Origin of the sequence: Vibrio casei, from assembly GCF_002218025.2 — a bacterium.
In the GTDB taxonomy this organism is placed as follows: Bacteria; Pseudomonadota; Gammaproteobacteria; order Enterobacterales; family Vibrionaceae; genus Vibrio; species Vibrio casei.
Window position 1 is genome coordinate 547,210 of record NZ_AP018680.1, and the last position, 15,061, is coordinate 562,270.

Annotated in this window: 12 protein-coding genes; 5 read left to right on the plus strand and 7 right to left on the minus strand. The window is 41.4% G+C overall.

Going from position 1 to position 15,061, the window contains the following annotated elements; genetic code table 11:
- Positions 1 to 16 precede the first annotated feature (16 nt).
- From rng to tldD, 4 genes are all read left to right on the plus strand, one after another.
- The gene (gene rng / locus VCASEI_RS02655) at positions 17 to 1,486 is read left to right on the plus strand and encodes a ribonuclease G (protein ID WP_086960738.1); all 1,470 of its coding nucleotides are present in this window, start codon (positions 17 to 19) and stop codon (positions 1,484 to 1,486) included.
- Positions 1,487 to 1,537: 51 nt separating this feature from the next.
- The gene (locus VCASEI_RS02660) at positions 1,538 to 5,419 is read left to right on the plus strand and encodes a YhdP family protein (RefSeq protein WP_162621056.1); all 3,882 of its coding nucleotides are present in this window, start codon (positions 1,538 to 1,540) and stop codon (positions 5,417 to 5,419) included.
- Positions 5,420 to 5,484: 65 nt separating this feature from the next.
- The gene (locus VCASEI_RS02665; RefSeq protein WP_089110569.1) at positions 5,485 to 6,303 is read left to right on the plus strand and encodes a carbon-nitrogen hydrolase family protein; all 819 of its coding nucleotides are present in this window, start codon (positions 5,485 to 5,487) and stop codon (positions 6,301 to 6,303) included.
- 17 nt (positions 6,304 to 6,320) lie between these two features.
- Positions 6,321 to 7,769, plus strand: a complete 1,449-nt coding sequence (gene tldD, locus VCASEI_RS02670; protein ID WP_089110568.1) for a metalloprotease TldD — start codon at positions 6,321 to 6,323, stop codon at positions 7,767 to 7,769.
- A 213-nt stretch (positions 7,770 to 7,982) separates the two neighbouring features.
- Here tldD and yjgA read toward each other — a convergent pair whose 3' ends face one another.
- Positions 7,983 to 8,522: a ribosome biogenesis factor YjgA gene (gene yjgA, locus VCASEI_RS02675; RefSeq protein ID WP_089110567.1), complete on the minus strand. Its 540-nt coding sequence runs from the start codon at positions 8,520 to 8,522 to the stop codon at positions 7,983 to 7,985.
- A gap of 124 nt (positions 8,523 to 8,646) precedes the next feature.
- On the opposite strand from yjgA, the gene pmbA reads away from it, so the two are divergent.
- Positions 8,647 to 9,990: a metalloprotease PmbA gene (gene pmbA / locus VCASEI_RS02680; protein ID WP_086960727.1), complete on the plus strand. Its 1,344-nt coding sequence runs from the start codon at positions 8,647 to 8,649 to the stop codon at positions 9,988 to 9,990.
- Between the two features lie 153 nt (positions 9,991 to 10,143).
- Here pmbA and mgtE read toward each other — a convergent pair whose 3' ends face one another.
- The 6 genes from mgtE to VCASEI_RS02710 all read right to left on the minus strand — a co-directional run bounded on the left by mgtE (position 10,144) and on the right by VCASEI_RS02710 (position 15,002).
- Entirely contained in the window at positions 10,144 to 11,514 is a 1,371-nt protein-coding gene (mgtE, locus tag VCASEI_RS02685) for a magnesium transporter (protein ID WP_086960725.1), read from the minus strand.
- Between the two features lie 97 nt (positions 11,515 to 11,611).
- On the minus strand, positions 11,612 to 11,887 hold the full coding sequence (locus VCASEI_RS02690; protein ID WP_086960723.1) for an HPr family phosphocarrier protein: 276 nt from the start codon (positions 11,885 to 11,887) through the stop codon (positions 11,612 to 11,614).
- Positions 11,887 to 12,744: an RNase adapter RapZ gene (rapZ, locus tag VCASEI_RS02695; RefSeq protein WP_089110595.1), complete on the minus strand. Its 858-nt coding sequence runs from the start codon at positions 12,742 to 12,744 to the stop codon at positions 11,887 to 11,889. Before rapZ ends, VCASEI_RS02690 begins: the two co-directional genes overlap by 1 nt.
- Before the next feature lie 23 nt (positions 12,745 to 12,767).
- Entirely contained in the window at positions 12,768 to 13,214 is a 447-nt protein-coding gene (gene ptsN, locus VCASEI_RS02700) for a PTS IIA-like nitrogen regulatory protein PtsN (RefSeq protein ID WP_086960720.1), read from the minus strand.
- 2 nt (positions 13,215 to 13,216) lie between these two features.
- Positions 13,217 to 13,504, minus strand: a complete 288-nt coding sequence (gene hpf / locus VCASEI_RS02705; RefSeq protein ID WP_086960718.1) for a ribosome hibernation promoting factor — start codon at positions 13,502 to 13,504, stop codon at positions 13,217 to 13,219.
- A 28-nt stretch (positions 13,505 to 13,532) separates the two neighbouring features.
- Positions 13,533 to 15,002, minus strand: a complete 1,470-nt coding sequence (locus VCASEI_RS02710) for an RNA polymerase factor sigma-54 (RefSeq protein WP_089110566.1) — start codon at positions 15,000 to 15,002, stop codon at positions 13,533 to 13,535.
- Positions 15,003 to 15,061: the final 59 nt, after the last annotated feature.

A 15,061-nucleotide genomic window follows, 5' to 3' on the forward strand; every position in this document is an offset into this window, starting at 1 on the left:
ATTTATGGGGCACATTATGAGTGCAGAATTACTGATTAACGTTACGCCAAGTGAAACTCGAGTTGCTATGATCGAGGCTGGCTTATTACAAGAAATTCATATTGAGCGAGAGTCTCGTCGTGGCATTGTCGGCAATATTTATAAAGGTAAGGTCAGCCGAGTATTACCAGGTATGCAAGCGGCTTTTGTGGATATTGGATTGGATAAAGCGGCGTTTCTTCACGCTTCCGATATCGTTCCTCATACTGAATGTGTCGCCGAAAATGAAAAGAAGCAATTTCAAGTACGTGATATCGCAGAATTAGTACGTCAAGGTCAAGATTTAGTTGTACAAGTCGTCAAAGATCCACTTGGTACGAAAGGTGCTCGTCTAACAACCGATATTACATTGCCATCGCGTTATTTAGTTTTTATGCCGGGAGCGGCCCATGTTGGTGTTTCTCAGCGTATTGATGATGAATCGGAGCGCGAACGCTTAAAGCAAACGGTATTACCGTATTGCGATGAAAATGGCGGTTTTATTATTCGTACTGCTGCGGAGGGGGCGGATAGTGCAGAGTTGGCGCAAGATGCTGCCTTCTTAAAGCGTTTATGGAATAAAATTAATGAACGTCGCGGTAAATATAAAACTAAGTCTATGCTCTATGGTGAGATTGGTTTGGCACAACGTATTTTACGTGATTTTGTTGGAACTGAGATTAGCCGAATTCAGGTCGATTCTCGTTTGGCGTTCGAGACTCTTTTAGAGTTCACTTCCGAGTTTGTACCTGAGTTAACTGAGCGATTAGAATTATATCATGGTGATAAGCCTATTTTTGATATGTACGATACCGAAAATGAGATTCAACGATCTTTGGATCGTAAAGTTGAATTGAAATCAGGTGGCTACTTGATTATCGACCAAACGGAAGCTATGACCACGGTTGACATTAATACAGGGGCATTTGTTGGACGTCGTAATTTAGAAGAAACGATTTTTAATACCAATATTGAAGCGACTCAAGCCATCGCTCGTCAACTGCGTTTACGTAATTTAGGCGGTATTATCATTATTGATTTTATTGATATGCTAGAAGATGAGCACCGTCGTCGAGTGATTCAATCACTGGATATGGCTTTATCGAAAGATCGCGTCAAAACCAATATTAACGGTTTTACTCAATTGGGACTCATTGAGATGACACGTAAAAGGACACGAGAAAGTATTGAACATGTTCTGTGTTCTGGGTGTCCAACTTGTAAGGGGCGAGGTTCAGTTAAAACGGTTGAAACCGTATGCTATGAAATATTACGTGAGATTACACGAGTGAACAGAGCTTATGATGCAGATAGGTTTGTAGTGTATGCCTCAGCGGCCGTGGCAGACACCTTGCAAGGAGAAGAGTCTCACGCTTTAGCTGAATTAGAGCTTTTCATTGGAAAACAAGTGAAAATTCATGCTGAGCCCTTGTATGTACAAGAGCAATTTGATGTCGTCATGATGTAATGGAGTAAGCTAGTGACTCTTGCCACACGCCTTTGGCGATCTTTATTATGGATGGTGTTAACCGTCGCGGTGTTGTTAGCCGTTACGGTAACGGCGCTACGGTTATTCCTACCTAACTTAAATCAGTACCGTAGTGATATTGAAGCTCAACTACTTGAAACAACGGGCTTGCATTTTAAAGTTCAGGATATAAAAGGCTATTGGGGAAATATTAGCCCTTCGCTCGCTTTAAAAAACTTACAAATTTTGCTGCCAAATGAAAATAAACCGATTCTCACGGTTAGCCGAGTTGATGGCGAATTGGATCTTCTGTCTTCCTTGATTCATTTGAAACCTAAACTAGCCAATGTCGAAATTCAAGGTTTAAATGCTGATGTTAGTCGATGGCCTTTGCTTCCAGATGACAGTGAGCCGCAAGCTCCCGAAGCTGATACATTGGATTCAATAAAAAATATACAAAATGTCTTCCTTAAACAGTTAGGTGAGTTTTCACTAGTGGATTCAAGTGTCCAATATTTGGCACTGAATGGTGAGGTACGCCGTTTAGATATTGATCGCCTCCGTTGGCAAAATGATGGTCATAATCATAAAGCCGAAGGTGTCGTTAGTATTGCTGGTGGAAATCTTAATAAAATTTCTGTGATCGCGAATTTTCGTGAAAAAGGTGACCTACGTTTTATTGATGGGGACTTTTTTGTTTCAGGGCAAAATATCCGCGTGACACCTTGGATGACAGCCTACCTTAAAGATTCTACGACAATCCACTCTGGCCGTGTCAGTTTAAACAGTTGGTTTAGTTTAAAACAAGGTAAACCAACGGATGCTTTAGTCGAATTATTACCATCACATCTCATTTGGGGAGATGAGAAGCAACCTCATCAGCTGAATATTCTTCATGGAGTGGTTAAATTAAAACCAAAAGATAAAGGTTGGTTTATTCAGGGGCAGCAATTTGATATTGAAACGAACCAAATTAAGTGGCCCCAATTTCGTTTTTCAGTCAATTTTCAACCCGATCATCAAGCGATCAATGTTTCTCAATTACAAGTGGGTAATTTGACGCCACTAGTGGGGTTATCTTCAAAAGATGACTCGGCGATGGATTGGATAAAGAAAATTGAACCAACTGGAACCATTCAAGATATTCGCATTGATTTACCCAAAGAACTAAAACAATTCACGTACTCAGCCAAGCTCGTTGATGTGGGCATAAAGCAGTGGGAATTGTTGCCTGAGGTTCATAAGTTATCGGCAGATATTACGGGAGATTTAAATACTGCGTCGATTAAGGCGACCTTAAAAGACGACACGCTTCCTTATGGTGATGTATTTCAAGCCCCTTTAGTTATTAATGACGGTAAAGTAAATTTGGTTTGGCAGAGTGATGATCAAGGTTGGAGGATTTGGGCGGATAAAATACAAGTGAAAACACCCGATCTTGAAGCTATTGGGGAATTCAAATTGGATTTCCCGAAAGGTAAATCTCCATTTTTAGCCATATATGCAGAAGCTGATGCCAAGAAAGCTGGCGAAACTTGGCGTTATTTACCCACTCTTGCTCTTGGGAGAGATTTAACCAATTATTTATCAACGGCGATACAAGGTGGCAGTGCAAAAACGGCAAAGATTCTTTGGTACGGTTCATTAGACGACTTTCCTTATCAGAATAATAAGGGCGTATTTCAGGTGAAGGTTGGACTACAGGATGGTCGATTTAGTTTTGATACCGCGTGGCCACCGATTACCGATTTACAGTTAAACCTCTTATTTCATAACGACTCTATGTATTTAGATTCAGATTCAGCAACATTAATGGATGTGAAAGCTCAGCACGTTTCCGGTGTGATCCCAAGCTTGTCTGAAGGGGGACATATTGAAATTACGGCTCAAGCCCAAGCTGAAGGTTCTGCTATACGCGATTACATGATGGCTACTCCCTTGGTCGACTCTGTTGGCGCCGCATTAACGGCGGTGAAAGTCTCTGGCCCTGTTGGATCTAAGTTTACCATTACGGTGCCATTTAATGGTGATGATGCAAGTGTGACGGGATACGCTAAATTAAAAAACAACCCTATCGAAGTTCAAAGCCCGCCTATTCAACTGGAAAAGGCGACAGGCAAAATTACATTTGATAATGATGTAGTGAAAGGAGCTGGAATTAAAGCCAGCTTACTTAAACAACCTATTTCTTTGGATTTTAGTGGGCAAAACCAAAGCAAAGGCTATGGTGTGAGTATTGATGTTGTGGGAGATGCCGATTTAGTGAAACTAAGAAAGGAGGTTCCTTCATCTTGGTTAACCCCTCTTTCTGGACATGCACCTTGGAATTTAGGGGTTGATATTCAGTTAAATGATGTCGGTTTTACCTACCAAATAGATGGTGGATCGGATCTGGAATATTTAACCAGTAATTACCCTGAGCCACTTGGTAAAGCATTGGGAATAAAAGTAAAAGCGCGTTTACAAGCAGCAGGAAACCAACAAGTACTGAATGCCAGAGTGACATTACCGGAAGTTAAATACCAAGCCGATATCGATATTCGCCCATCGACACCAGTGCTAACGGCAACCAACCTTGTTGTGGGGCGTGGTGACTTTAAAGTTAGCCCTATTGGTGGGCACTTTGTTTCTGTCAATCGGCATAAATTTAATGCAGACAATTGGCTGGATTTTATTTTGGATGAAACCCGCTTAGTCAAAGTTGAAGGAGTTGATAACGATCCTAAAGTGGTGAAGCTTGTTCCTCATACCGATGGGATAAAAGTGACGGCGGTAGACAACAAAACTACGCGGTCGGGGATTCATTTCCCAGCAATACCGATGCCAGAAGTGGTTGATGTTAATACTCAAACGTTAACTCTTGGTGAGCTTGATTGGCATAAAGTGAAATTTAATGCCGTACATAAAGCCCATGATTGGAAAATGAAAGTATCGAGTAGTGAAGCCGTGGGTAGTGGCTCTTTTCGTAATAATCGAGATTTAGATTTAAACCTAAACAGTGTGCATATTTTTGTTCCACAATGGGAAAAAAGCAAAGATGAAAAGCTTATTCGAAATCTGCCAAAAGAAGAGCCTTTAATTAGCTCATTTGATAGAAAGTTCCATGAAAATATGCCGAATTTAGTTTTGAAAGTTGGTGATCTTTGGCTGCAAGGTTATAAGGTCGGAAAAGTTGACATGCAGTTGAAGCGTGAAAAAGATAAGTTGGTGTGGAAGAACCTTGATTTTAATACTGGATCTAATCATTTAAAAGCAACTGGTTGGTGGCAATTGTCGGGTAATAAGAGCCATTCCGATTTTAATTTTAGTCTGACTGGAAAAAACAATTCGGATGTTATGGAGCGATTTGGGATTAATTCTGGAATTCAAAAAGCCTCTTTTGATATTGAGATAAACTCCAACTGGGATGGTGCACCTTGGTCGGTTAAAACGGAAACGTTGAATGGTAATGTTAAGACCAAATTTAAAGATGGTGTTATCACAGATGTCAACGGTGCTGCACGTTTGTTAGGCTTGTTTAGTTTAGATTCGATTATTCGTAAAATGAAACTCGATTTTACGGGAGTGTTTGATAATGGTATGACGTTTGATTCTATTTCGGGCACTGGAAAAATAAGTAAAGGTGTATTCATTACAAATGATCTGGATATGGATGGCTCGGCAGGGGATCTAAGTTTACGAGGTAAAGCGGATCTTAATACGCAGTTAGTGGATGCCGAAGTGACATTTATTCCAGACCTAACATCCAGTATTCCATTAGTTGCTGCATTTGCGGTGACACCACAGGCCGCCATTGCTGTTTTTGCGATTACCAAAGTATTATCTCCGGTCGTGGATGTATTTACTAAAATTCAATATGAAATAAAAGGGCCGCTTGATGACCCTTCAGTAAAAGAAATCTCGCGAAGTAAGGGCGAATATAAGTTGAATTAGGCACATGAATCCGTTGAATGGATTCTAGTCATTAACGATAAATGGTATTTCATTAAGGAGTGATGATGTCGAGAGTTGGATTAATTCAAATGACGTCAGGGGCGGATCCTGATGCCAATTTAATTTATATCGAGCAACAACTTGAAGTGATGCAGAAAAAAGGCATCGATTGGGTCATTTTGCCTGAAAATGCGATTATTTTTGGTCAGCGTAGTGATTATCATCGTTATGCGGAAGAGCTCAATCAAGGTCGGCTGCAATCAGAGCTTGCTCAACTTGCTATTCGTTTTAATGTTTGGCTCATTGTTGGATCTTTTCCCGTCAAATGTGAGGGTGAGGTGAAAACCACTTGCTTGGTTTTTTCGGCTCAAGGTGAATTATGGGCTGACTACGATAAACTTCACATGTTTGATGTGGAAGTCAGTGATAGCCATCAACGTTATCGCGAATCGGATACGTTTTTATCTGGAAACCGTATCGTTGTGGCGGATACGCCTTTTGCTCAACTTGGACTTTCTATTTGTTATGACGTGCGCTTTCCTGAGCTTTTCTCCCAATTACGTCAATTGGGCGCTGATGTCATTACGGTTCCTGCTGCATTTACTTATGTCACGGGGCAGGCTCATTGGGAAGTTTTGTTGCGCGCTCGAGCTATAGAAACGCAATGCTGGATTGTAGCAGTGGGACAAACCGGTACCCATCCATGCGGTCGTCAAACTTGGGGAAATTCTATGGTTATTGACCCTTGGGGACGAATCATTGACAGTTTATCCGAGACAGCAGGGCACTTAATCGTTACCATTGATACTAATATTAACCACGAAATCCGAGAAAAAATGCCTGTTGTGCAACATGCTCGTTTTTCTAGTCAGTTAAAATCTTAATTATTGATAGAGTACCTATGACACTTAGTACGGTAGAAAAAGACTTATTAACGGCATCGGGCCTAACCGATAGCGATATTCAAAATACCCTTGCGAGTATTGCCACCAGACATATTGATTATGCCGATATCTATTTTCAATCTAGCTGGCACGAGTCGTTAGTCTTAGAAGACAGTATTATTAAAGACGGTTCTTTTAATATTGATCGCGGTGTTGGGATCCGCGCGATTGCTGGTGAAAAAACTGGCTTTGCTTATTCCGATCAAATTGATATTAACGGTTTACAACAAAGTGCGATAGCGGCACGTGGGATTGCTCAACAAGGACAAAATGCCACAGTAAAATCGTTCACTCGTAAAGTCACCCCTCAGACTTACCAAGCGATCAATCCTTTAGAAAGCTTAGATAAGCAGCAAAAAATTGAACTGCTTAAACAAATTGATGCTTACATTCGTAGTAAAGAACCTTTAATTCAAGAAGTGTCCGTGAGTATTAGTGGCGTATATGAACAAATTCTTGTAGCAGCGACCGATGGTACTTATGCCGGAGATATACGCCCATTAGTTCGTTTATCTATAAGCGTCTTAGTGCAACGTGGCGATCGCCGGGAACGTGGCAGCGCGGGTGGTGGTGGCCGTTATGGCTATCAGGCCTTTATGCAAACGTTAGAGGATGGTAAAACTCAAGCTATCCACTTTGCCGATGAAGCGATTCGTCAAGCCCTTGTTAATTTGGAAGCCGATGAAGCACCAGCAGGCACCATGCCAGTGGTATTGGGTTCAGGTTGGCCAGGTGTATTACTGCATGAAGCGGTAGGGCATGGTTTGGAAGGGGACTTTAACCGTAAAGAGTCCTCTGTGTTCTCTGGCAAACTGGGTCAAAAAGTCACCTCGGATTTATGTACAATTGTTGATGATGGCACGTTAAAAGATCTACGTGGTTCATTAAATATTGATGATGAAGGTGTCGAAGGCCAATACAATACATTGATTGAAAATGGTGTATTAAAAGGGTATATGCAAGATAAGCATAATGCGGGTTTAATGGGCGTTGCGCCAACCGGTAATGGTCGCCGTGAGTCGTATGCTCATTTACCAATGCCACGCATGACCAACACGTATATGCTGCCTGGCGAACACATGCCTGAAGAAATCATTTCAACCATTAAGAAGGGCCTATACGCACCAAATTTTGGTGGTGGTCAGGTTGATATTACGTCGGGTAAATTTGTGTTCTCGGCATCAGAAGCTTATTTGATTGAAGATGGTAAAATTACCCGCCCAGTTAAAGGGGCGACGTTGGTTGGTTCTGGTATTGAAGCGATGCAGCAAGTTTCAATGGTCGGTAATGACTTATCGATTGATAAAGGTGTAGGTGTGTGTGGTAAAGCAGGGCAGAGCGTTCCTGTAGGCGTAGGCCAGCCAACGTTAAAGCTAGATTCAATTACGGTGGGTGGTACGCAGTAGAGCACAGTGAATCGTTCAAAAGTATCAGGGAAGTAGCGTTTTATCTTGGTTAAGTGATAAGTGAAACCATGATGGTATCTCGGCTATCGACGTTGATTAACCTCAGGTTTTGATAAGAGTGTTATACACTTGAATGGTTCTAGTTGTCTAAACTTGACTTTAATAGGAGATCTTTCCTATTAAAGTCATTATCAGTAGGAACTTAGACAGTTTCTACTCTTCTTCTGATTCTTTTTGTTCTTTAAGCTCTTTTAATATTTGAAAAATTTCACGCGATGCTTTTGGTGGCTTATTCGCGCCTTTTTCTTTTTGAGCTTGTCGAGCGAGTTGGCGTAAGCGTTGACGATCCGCGTCTGGGTAAGTTGTCATCACTTCTTCAATCGCAGGATCCACATCAACAATGATACGATCTCGCATTTGCTCAAGTTTGTGCAATTCAGCGGTGGCTTGAGAGTGCTTATTACGTAATTTGTCGAGTTCAGCTTGGATCGGTTCAGGATCGATGTGACGCATCAATTTACCGATATATTGAAGTTGGCGACGCTTGGCTTCATTTTTAAAACGTTGCGCGTTATCGATAGCTTGGCGTAAATCATCACTGATTGGAAATTTATCGAGCGCTGATGATTTGAGACCAACTAATTCTTCGCCTAATTTTTGCAAGGCATCCATATCTTCTTTCATCTCAGTTTTACTTACCCAGATGATCTCTTCTTCTTCTTCCCAAGGGGCTTTTTGATTTTTACGAGCCATAATGTCTACTTATTCTTAATATGAGAATGTTATTGGCCTATTTTAGCAAGAATTATGGGGAGAAAGCGAAATTCTTGTTATCCTAAGGGCAATATCGATGAAATAAACCAAATTAAGAGTGGATATGGACGCAAAACAGCAAATTGCTCAGCAAAAAATCGAACTTGAAGCAGCCGTCGCCAAAGCTTTGGAGACCGCGAGTGTCAGTGCGGACGCTGTTGAAGTGGCAATCACGAAAACAACGGGCATCAGTGTAACCACACATGACTGCGAAGTTGAGAATGTTGAATTTAATAGTGATGGTGCTTTAGGTATTACAGTTTATCGTGGTCAGTGTAAGGGAAGTGCCTCAACCTCTGATTTGAGTGATAAGGCTATTCAAAAAGCGGTTGCAGCTGCATTGGATATTGCAAGATACACTTCTCCTGATCCATACGCTGGACCTGCTCCAAAAGAATTGATGGTGAAAAATATTCCAGATTTGGATCTATTTCATCCTGATGAGCCGAACCCCGATTATGCCTCTGAAATGGCCGTTCGTGCAGAACAAGCGGCGTTAGAATACAGTGATAAAATAAAGCAAAGTGATGGCGCAAGTTATGACAGCCATTATGGTATTAAAGTGTATGGTAATAGCCACGGTTTACTTGTGAGTAATGCTTCGAGCCGTCATAGCCTGAGTTGTAGCGTGATTGGTGCGGGTAAAGCGGGTGAGATGGAGCGTGATTACAGCTATACCGTTGCACGCCATAAAGATGACTTATGGACGCCTGAACGAGTTGGTCTGGAAGCGGCGAAGAAAACCATTGATCGCCTTGATGCCCGACAAGTGAAAACGGGGCAATTTCCGGTGTTATTTCAAGCAGACGTTGCGACGGGCTTACTTGGTCATTTAGTGATGGCCATTAGTGGTGGGAGTTTATACCGCAAGTCTTCATTTTTATTGGATCGTTTGAATACGCAAGTTTTACCGAATTGGTTTAATGTTGCCGAGAAGCCTCATGTGTTACGTGGCTTAGCTTCTGGTGCTTTTGACAGCGAAGGGGTATTTACTAAAGACGCTCAAATTATTAATGATGGTGTTTTGTCTACCTACCTGTTAACAAGCTATGCAGCACGTAAAATGGGCATGACACCCACTGGACATGCAGGTGGTATTCATAACTGGTTTGTTGAATCAACCGGACAAAATTTTTCCCAGTTAGTCAAAGAAATGAATACAGGTTTAATTGTGACTGAGTTAATGGGGCAAGGCGTGAATATGGTGACGGGTGACTATTCACGTGGTGCAGCCGGTTTTTGGGTTGAGAATGGCGTGATTCAATATCCAGTATCTGAAATTACGATTGCTGGAAATTTGGAAACTATGTTTAAAAATATTGTTGCAGTTGGTGATGATGTTGAAACTCGCTCACAGATCCAAACGGGTTCTATTTTAATTGAGTCGATGAAAGTGGCTGGTGAATAAAAATTTAGCTAGGCGATATAAATTTATAATTTCTAGTTAGAGATACAAAAATGGCAGAAAGCATGAATATTGTTTCTGCCATTTTTTACGCTTAATATCCAATATCAAAGTAACGTCATTAGAATTCATCTTGCAAAAAAATAATGATTTTATTTAAATGAGATGTAACTTAATCATTAATGTTGCTAGCCCTAAAAATGCGGATAAGCCGACCATATCGGTAACCGTAGTGAGTGCCATACCGCCAGCGAGTGCGGGGTCAATATTCATTTTCTTCAGGAATATTGGAATGGTGACACCTGCAATACCCGCCGCTAATAAGTTCGCCAGCATTGCTGCTGACATAATTAACCCAAGGATAAGGCTGTCTTTCCACAAGACAACAATACCGCCAATGATTAATGCCCACATGATTCCATTTAATAATCCAATGGAAGCTTCTTTTAATAGCAGTGAGCGTTGGTTGGTATTACCAATATGACCAAGCGCCAAACCACGAATAACCAGTGCCACCGTTTGATTGCCAGCGACACCTCCCATTGACGGTACGATAGTCATTAATACAGCAACCGACGCCATTTGGGCGAGCGTACCTTCAAACATATTGGATACCGAAGCAGCTGCTAAAGCGGCAAGTACATTGGCACCAAGCCAGACACTACGACGACGTACTGATTTTACGACAGGAGCAAAAGTATCTTCATCATCGACGAGACCCGCCATACTCATCATTGAGTGTTCCGCATCTTCACGGATAACATCCACCACGTCATCGATGGTGATACGACCTACTAATTGACCTTCATGATTCACTACCGGTGCTGAAACCCAGTTACGACGTTCAAATAAGTTGGCGACATCCGTAGCACTGGTGTCTACGGAAATCGCTTCATCTGCATCATCCATTAAATCGGCAACAGAGACATCAGGTTGTGCGGTAATTAGATTGGTTAATGATAAGTGGCCAATGAGCTTATCTTCAGTATCAATAACATAGAGTGCATCAGTTGCTTCGGGTAGTTTGCCTTTCATGCGTAAATAACGTAAGACAACATCCACATCGACATCACTGCGAATCGTGATCACATCGGTGTTCATTAAACCACCGGCACTGTCCTCAGAATAAGAAAGTGCAGTTTCTACTCGTTCACGATCTTCAGACCCCATTTGATCAAGAACTTCACGAGAGACATCATCCGGTAAGCTACGCAGGACATAGGCTACATCATCGGTGTCCATGCCTTCTGTTGCTTCAGCCAGTTTTTCCGGTGCCATTTTGGACACGATGCTATCTTTGATGTCTTCGGAGAGCTCATCAAGAATTTCACCGTAATCTTCAGGATCGGTAAGCTGCCAAAGGACATCACGACTTTTATGGGGAGATGCTTCTAAAAGATGAGCGATATCTTCTGGTTCCATATCCTGCAATTGTCTGCGGACATGGACAAAGCGGCCATCTTCAATGGCTTCGCTGACTTCTTGGAGGGTTTGATGGGTGAGTTCAAACTCTAGTTGTTCAGCCATACTCTCCTCCTAATAAATATTTTAGGCATGAATACTAGCCTAATTTAAGGCGAAATGTCATTTGTTTACTAGGAGCAGAAAAAGAAATTTAGATAGGTTATTCTTCTTCGTCGAATTTTTGTTCTATTAATGCACAAATTGCAAAGAGTGCTTGTTCGGCCTGAGCACCTTGTGCACTCACATCAATATGTTGGCCTTGAGAGGATTCAAGCAGTAATAGACCCATAACACTATCGGCTGTTACTTCTTTCTCACCATTGCTGATGGTTACCACGGCATCAAAACTTTGAGCTAATTCAACTAACTTTATGGCTGCGCGAGCATGTAACCCTAAACGATTTTGAATTAAAATGGTTTGATTACATTGAGTCATTACATATTCTTCTCTAGGCTAGTATGTCGAATTTGGACTTGATGGCCTTCTGCTTTGAAGTATTCACCAAGTTTTTGAGTTAAGTAAACTGAGCGATGCTTCCCACCAGTACAACCAATCGCAACGGTTAGATAGCTTCGGTTATTCTTTTCAAGCAAAGGCAGCCATTTAGAAATAAAACCTTGGATGCTGTGATTAAGTTCGATGACCTCTGGCTGAGTATCAAGAAAATCAACAATCGGTTGATCAAGGCCAGTTAATGGGCGCAATTCTGGTACCCAATGTGGATTGGGTAAAAAGCGTACATCAAACACATAGTCGGCATCATTAGGTAGACCATATTTAAAGCCAAAGGATTCAAATACCATCACTAAATCTTTTGACTCTCTACCTTGTACTCGAATCCGGACCGTTTCACTTAATTCATGCAAAGATAAGTTACTACTGTCGAGTACTAAATCAGCTTCTTCTTTTAGGTTTAATAGAAGGTTTTTTTCAAGTTCAATCGCTTGCTCAAGAGACAGTTTATCTTTTGACCTCGAGAGAGGATGAAGGCGTCGAGTTTCACTATAACGTTTAAGTAACGTGCTCTCATCCGCATCTAAAAACAGAACATTGACATCATAGTTTTGTTTCAAGTTTTGCAGTGTGGTTGAAATCGCAGTCGGATCTTGCGGAAGGTTCCGTATATCAATACTGACCGCAACATTTTGTCTAATGCTACGAACGGAAGAGACAAAGTCATCCAATAAATTGACGGGTAGGTTATCAACACAGTAATAGCTGAGATCTTCTAATACTCGAAGCGCAACACTTTTTCCTGCGCCAGATTGACCGCTGACCACAATAATACGCATTTTATCTGAATCGATAGGTGTCATTAGTTGTTGACCATGATGTCATAGAGTTCTTGATCTGATGTTGCGTGACGAAGCTGCTTTAATGTTGCTTTATCGTTCAGTTTTTCAGCCATCAGAGATAAGGTTTTTAAGTGGAGTTTACATTGCTCATCAGGCACCAAAAGGGCAAACATAATATCGACTGGGCGGCTATCGATGGAATCAAAATCCACAGGGTGTTCACATTGAAGCAAAACCGCAATCGCTTTATCACTGTCCATCATACGGCCATGAGGAATAGCAATACCGTTACCAATACCTGTTGTCCCGACTTTTTCACGGTTTAACATGCATTCAAAGAGTTTGTTTGAATTTATACCACTATGTTGGGCGGCAATTTCACTAATAATTTCTAGTGCGCGTTTTTTGCTCGTACACTGAACTGCTGTCTTTGTGCAGTCCAGTGATAATACTTCATTTAAATACATAGTTAATGGCTACTTAATTTTTCTTTGTGTTTGCTTAATTGACGGGCCAGCTTATCGACCAGGTCATCAATTGAAGCATACATATTCTCATTTTGCGAGGAGGCATGTATTTCCCCGTGATTGACATGCAATGTTGCTTCCGCAACTTGCTGTAATTTTTCCACGCGTAGTACCACGTGCGTGTTGTTGATGTGTTCAAAGAAACGTTCTAGCTTTTGAAATTTAGTATTTACATACTCATTAAGTGCATCGGTTAGATCAACATGATGCCCTGTAATATTAATTTGCATAGACTTTCCTCTTTTTGTGGCTACTGGATTAAAGTAGGCGTTTACGTTGACTCGAAGGTGCGATGCCGAGTGATTCACGATATTTGGCTATCGTGCGTCTGGCGACCTGTATACCTTGTTCAACTAAAAGTGCTGCAATTTTACTATCACTGAGTGGTTTCTTGCTATTTTCAGCCGCCACCAGTTTTTTGATTAATGCTCGAATTGCGGTGGAAGAGCATTCGCCACCTGCATCGGTATTTACATGGCTTGAGAAGAAATATTTCAACTCAAAAATGCCTTTTGGAGTATGCATGAATTTTTGAGTAGTCACTCTTGAAATGGTTGATTCATGCATATCAACATCTAGAGCAATATCATTTAACACCATAGGTTTCATAGCTTCTTCACCATATTCAAAGAAATCTTGTTGATGTTCAACTATACATCGAGCAACTTTGAGTAAGGTCTCATTCCTGCTTTCTAGGCTTTTAATTAACCATTTAGCTTCTTGAACATGGCTACGAATATATTGGCTATCTGCGCTGTTTCCTTTCCCTAATGCTGCATATTGTTGATTTACTTTTAAGCGTGGCACACTGTCTGGATTTATGGCAACTGTCCATTTACCTTTATCTTTAAATACCGATACGTCTGGTACCACATATTCAATATCATCAACATTGACATTGTTACCGGGACGAGGATCAAGTTGTTGAATTAAAGATAAAACTTGTTTTAATTCATCTTCTTTAAGCTTGGTTTCTTTACAAATAATTTTGTAATCACGATTGCCAAGTTGATCGATATGATGCTGTAGAATGGTTTTTGCTTCGCTCAGCCATGGCGTATTGTCAGGATAAATGGCTAATTGTAAGAGCAGGCATTCTTGCAGGTTTCGCGAAGCCACCCCAAGCGGATCAAAGTGCTGAATGCGTTTTAATACCGCTTCTACTTCGTCGAGCTCGACCTCATCATTCCCCATGCTAAGTTGAATGTCTTCGAGTGATTCTGTTAAATAACCATGTTGATCAAGCGCGTCTAAAATTGCGTGGGCAATGGTTTTGTCTGTTTCTGAAAATGGCGTCAGTTCAAGTTGCCATTCAAGGTAATCGTGCAGGTTTTGGGTCGTTTCACCTTGATAGATAGGCAGTTCTGCATCAATACTAATACCAGTACTACCGGTATTGGCGCTGTATACATCTTCCCAGCTAGCATCGATAGAGAGCTCATCACTGATGGTGGATTGTTCAATGTGTTCTGAACTGTCCGTGATATCTTGTTCTGAGTGATCAGATAGCGACGAGTCTTCTGATTCTAGCTTTGGCGATCCGTTGCTTTCTTGCGCGGTGGTCTCATCGGCCGATTCATCGAGCTCTAGTAGTGGATTGGAGTCGAGTGCTTCTTGGATCTCTTGTTGTAAGTCCAAGGTAGAAAGCTGCAAAAGACGAATAGCCTGTTGCAGCTGAGGGGTCATGGAAAGGTGTTGACCAAATTTAAGTTGTAGTGATGACTTCATTCAATACTCATGCCTTGGTATATCCCTATTCATATTGCTTTAAACTGGCGTTTGATGAG

Coding starts and splice junctions, on each gene's coding strand:
- rng (WP_086960738.1), top strand. CDS start 17: ATGAGTGCAGAATTACTGATTAACGTTACGCCAAGTGAAACTCGAGTT.
- VCASEI_RS02660 (WP_162621056.1), top strand. CDS start 1,538: ATGGTGTTAACCGTCGCGGTGTTGTTAGCCGTTACGGTAACGGCGCTA.
- VCASEI_RS02665 (WP_089110569.1), top strand. CDS start 5,485: ATGTCGAGAGTTGGATTAATTCAAATGACGTCAGGGGCGGATCCTGAT.
- tldD (WP_089110568.1), top strand. CDS start 6,321: ATGACACTTAGTACGGTAGAAAAAGACTTATTAACGGCATCGGGCCTA.
- yjgA (WP_089110567.1), bottom strand. CDS start 8,522: ATGGCTCGTAAAAATCAAAAAGCCCCTTGGGAAGAAGAAGAAGAGATC.
- pmbA (WP_086960727.1), top strand. CDS start 8,647: ATGGACGCAAAACAGCAAATTGCTCAGCAAAAAATCGAACTTGAAGCA.
- mgtE (WP_086960725.1), bottom strand. CDS start 11,514: ATGGCTGAACAACTAGAGTTTGAACTCACCCATCAAACCCTCCAAGAA.
- VCASEI_RS02690 (WP_086960723.1), bottom strand. CDS start 11,887: ATGACTCAATGTAATCAAACCATTTTAATTCAAAATCGTTTAGGGTTA.
- rapZ (WP_089110595.1), bottom strand. CDS start 12,744: ATGCGTATTATTGTGGTCAGCGGTCAATCTGGCGCAGGAAAAAGTGTT.
- ptsN (WP_086960720.1), bottom strand. CDS start 13,214: ATGTATTTAAATGAAGTATTATCACTGGACTGCACAAAGACAGCAGTT.
- hpf (WP_086960718.1), bottom strand. CDS start 13,504: ATGCAAATTAATATTACAGGGCATCATGTTGATCTAACCGATGCACTT.
- VCASEI_RS02710 (WP_089110566.1), bottom strand. CDS start 15,002: ATGAAGTCATCACTACAACTTAAATTTGGTCAACACCTTTCCATGACC.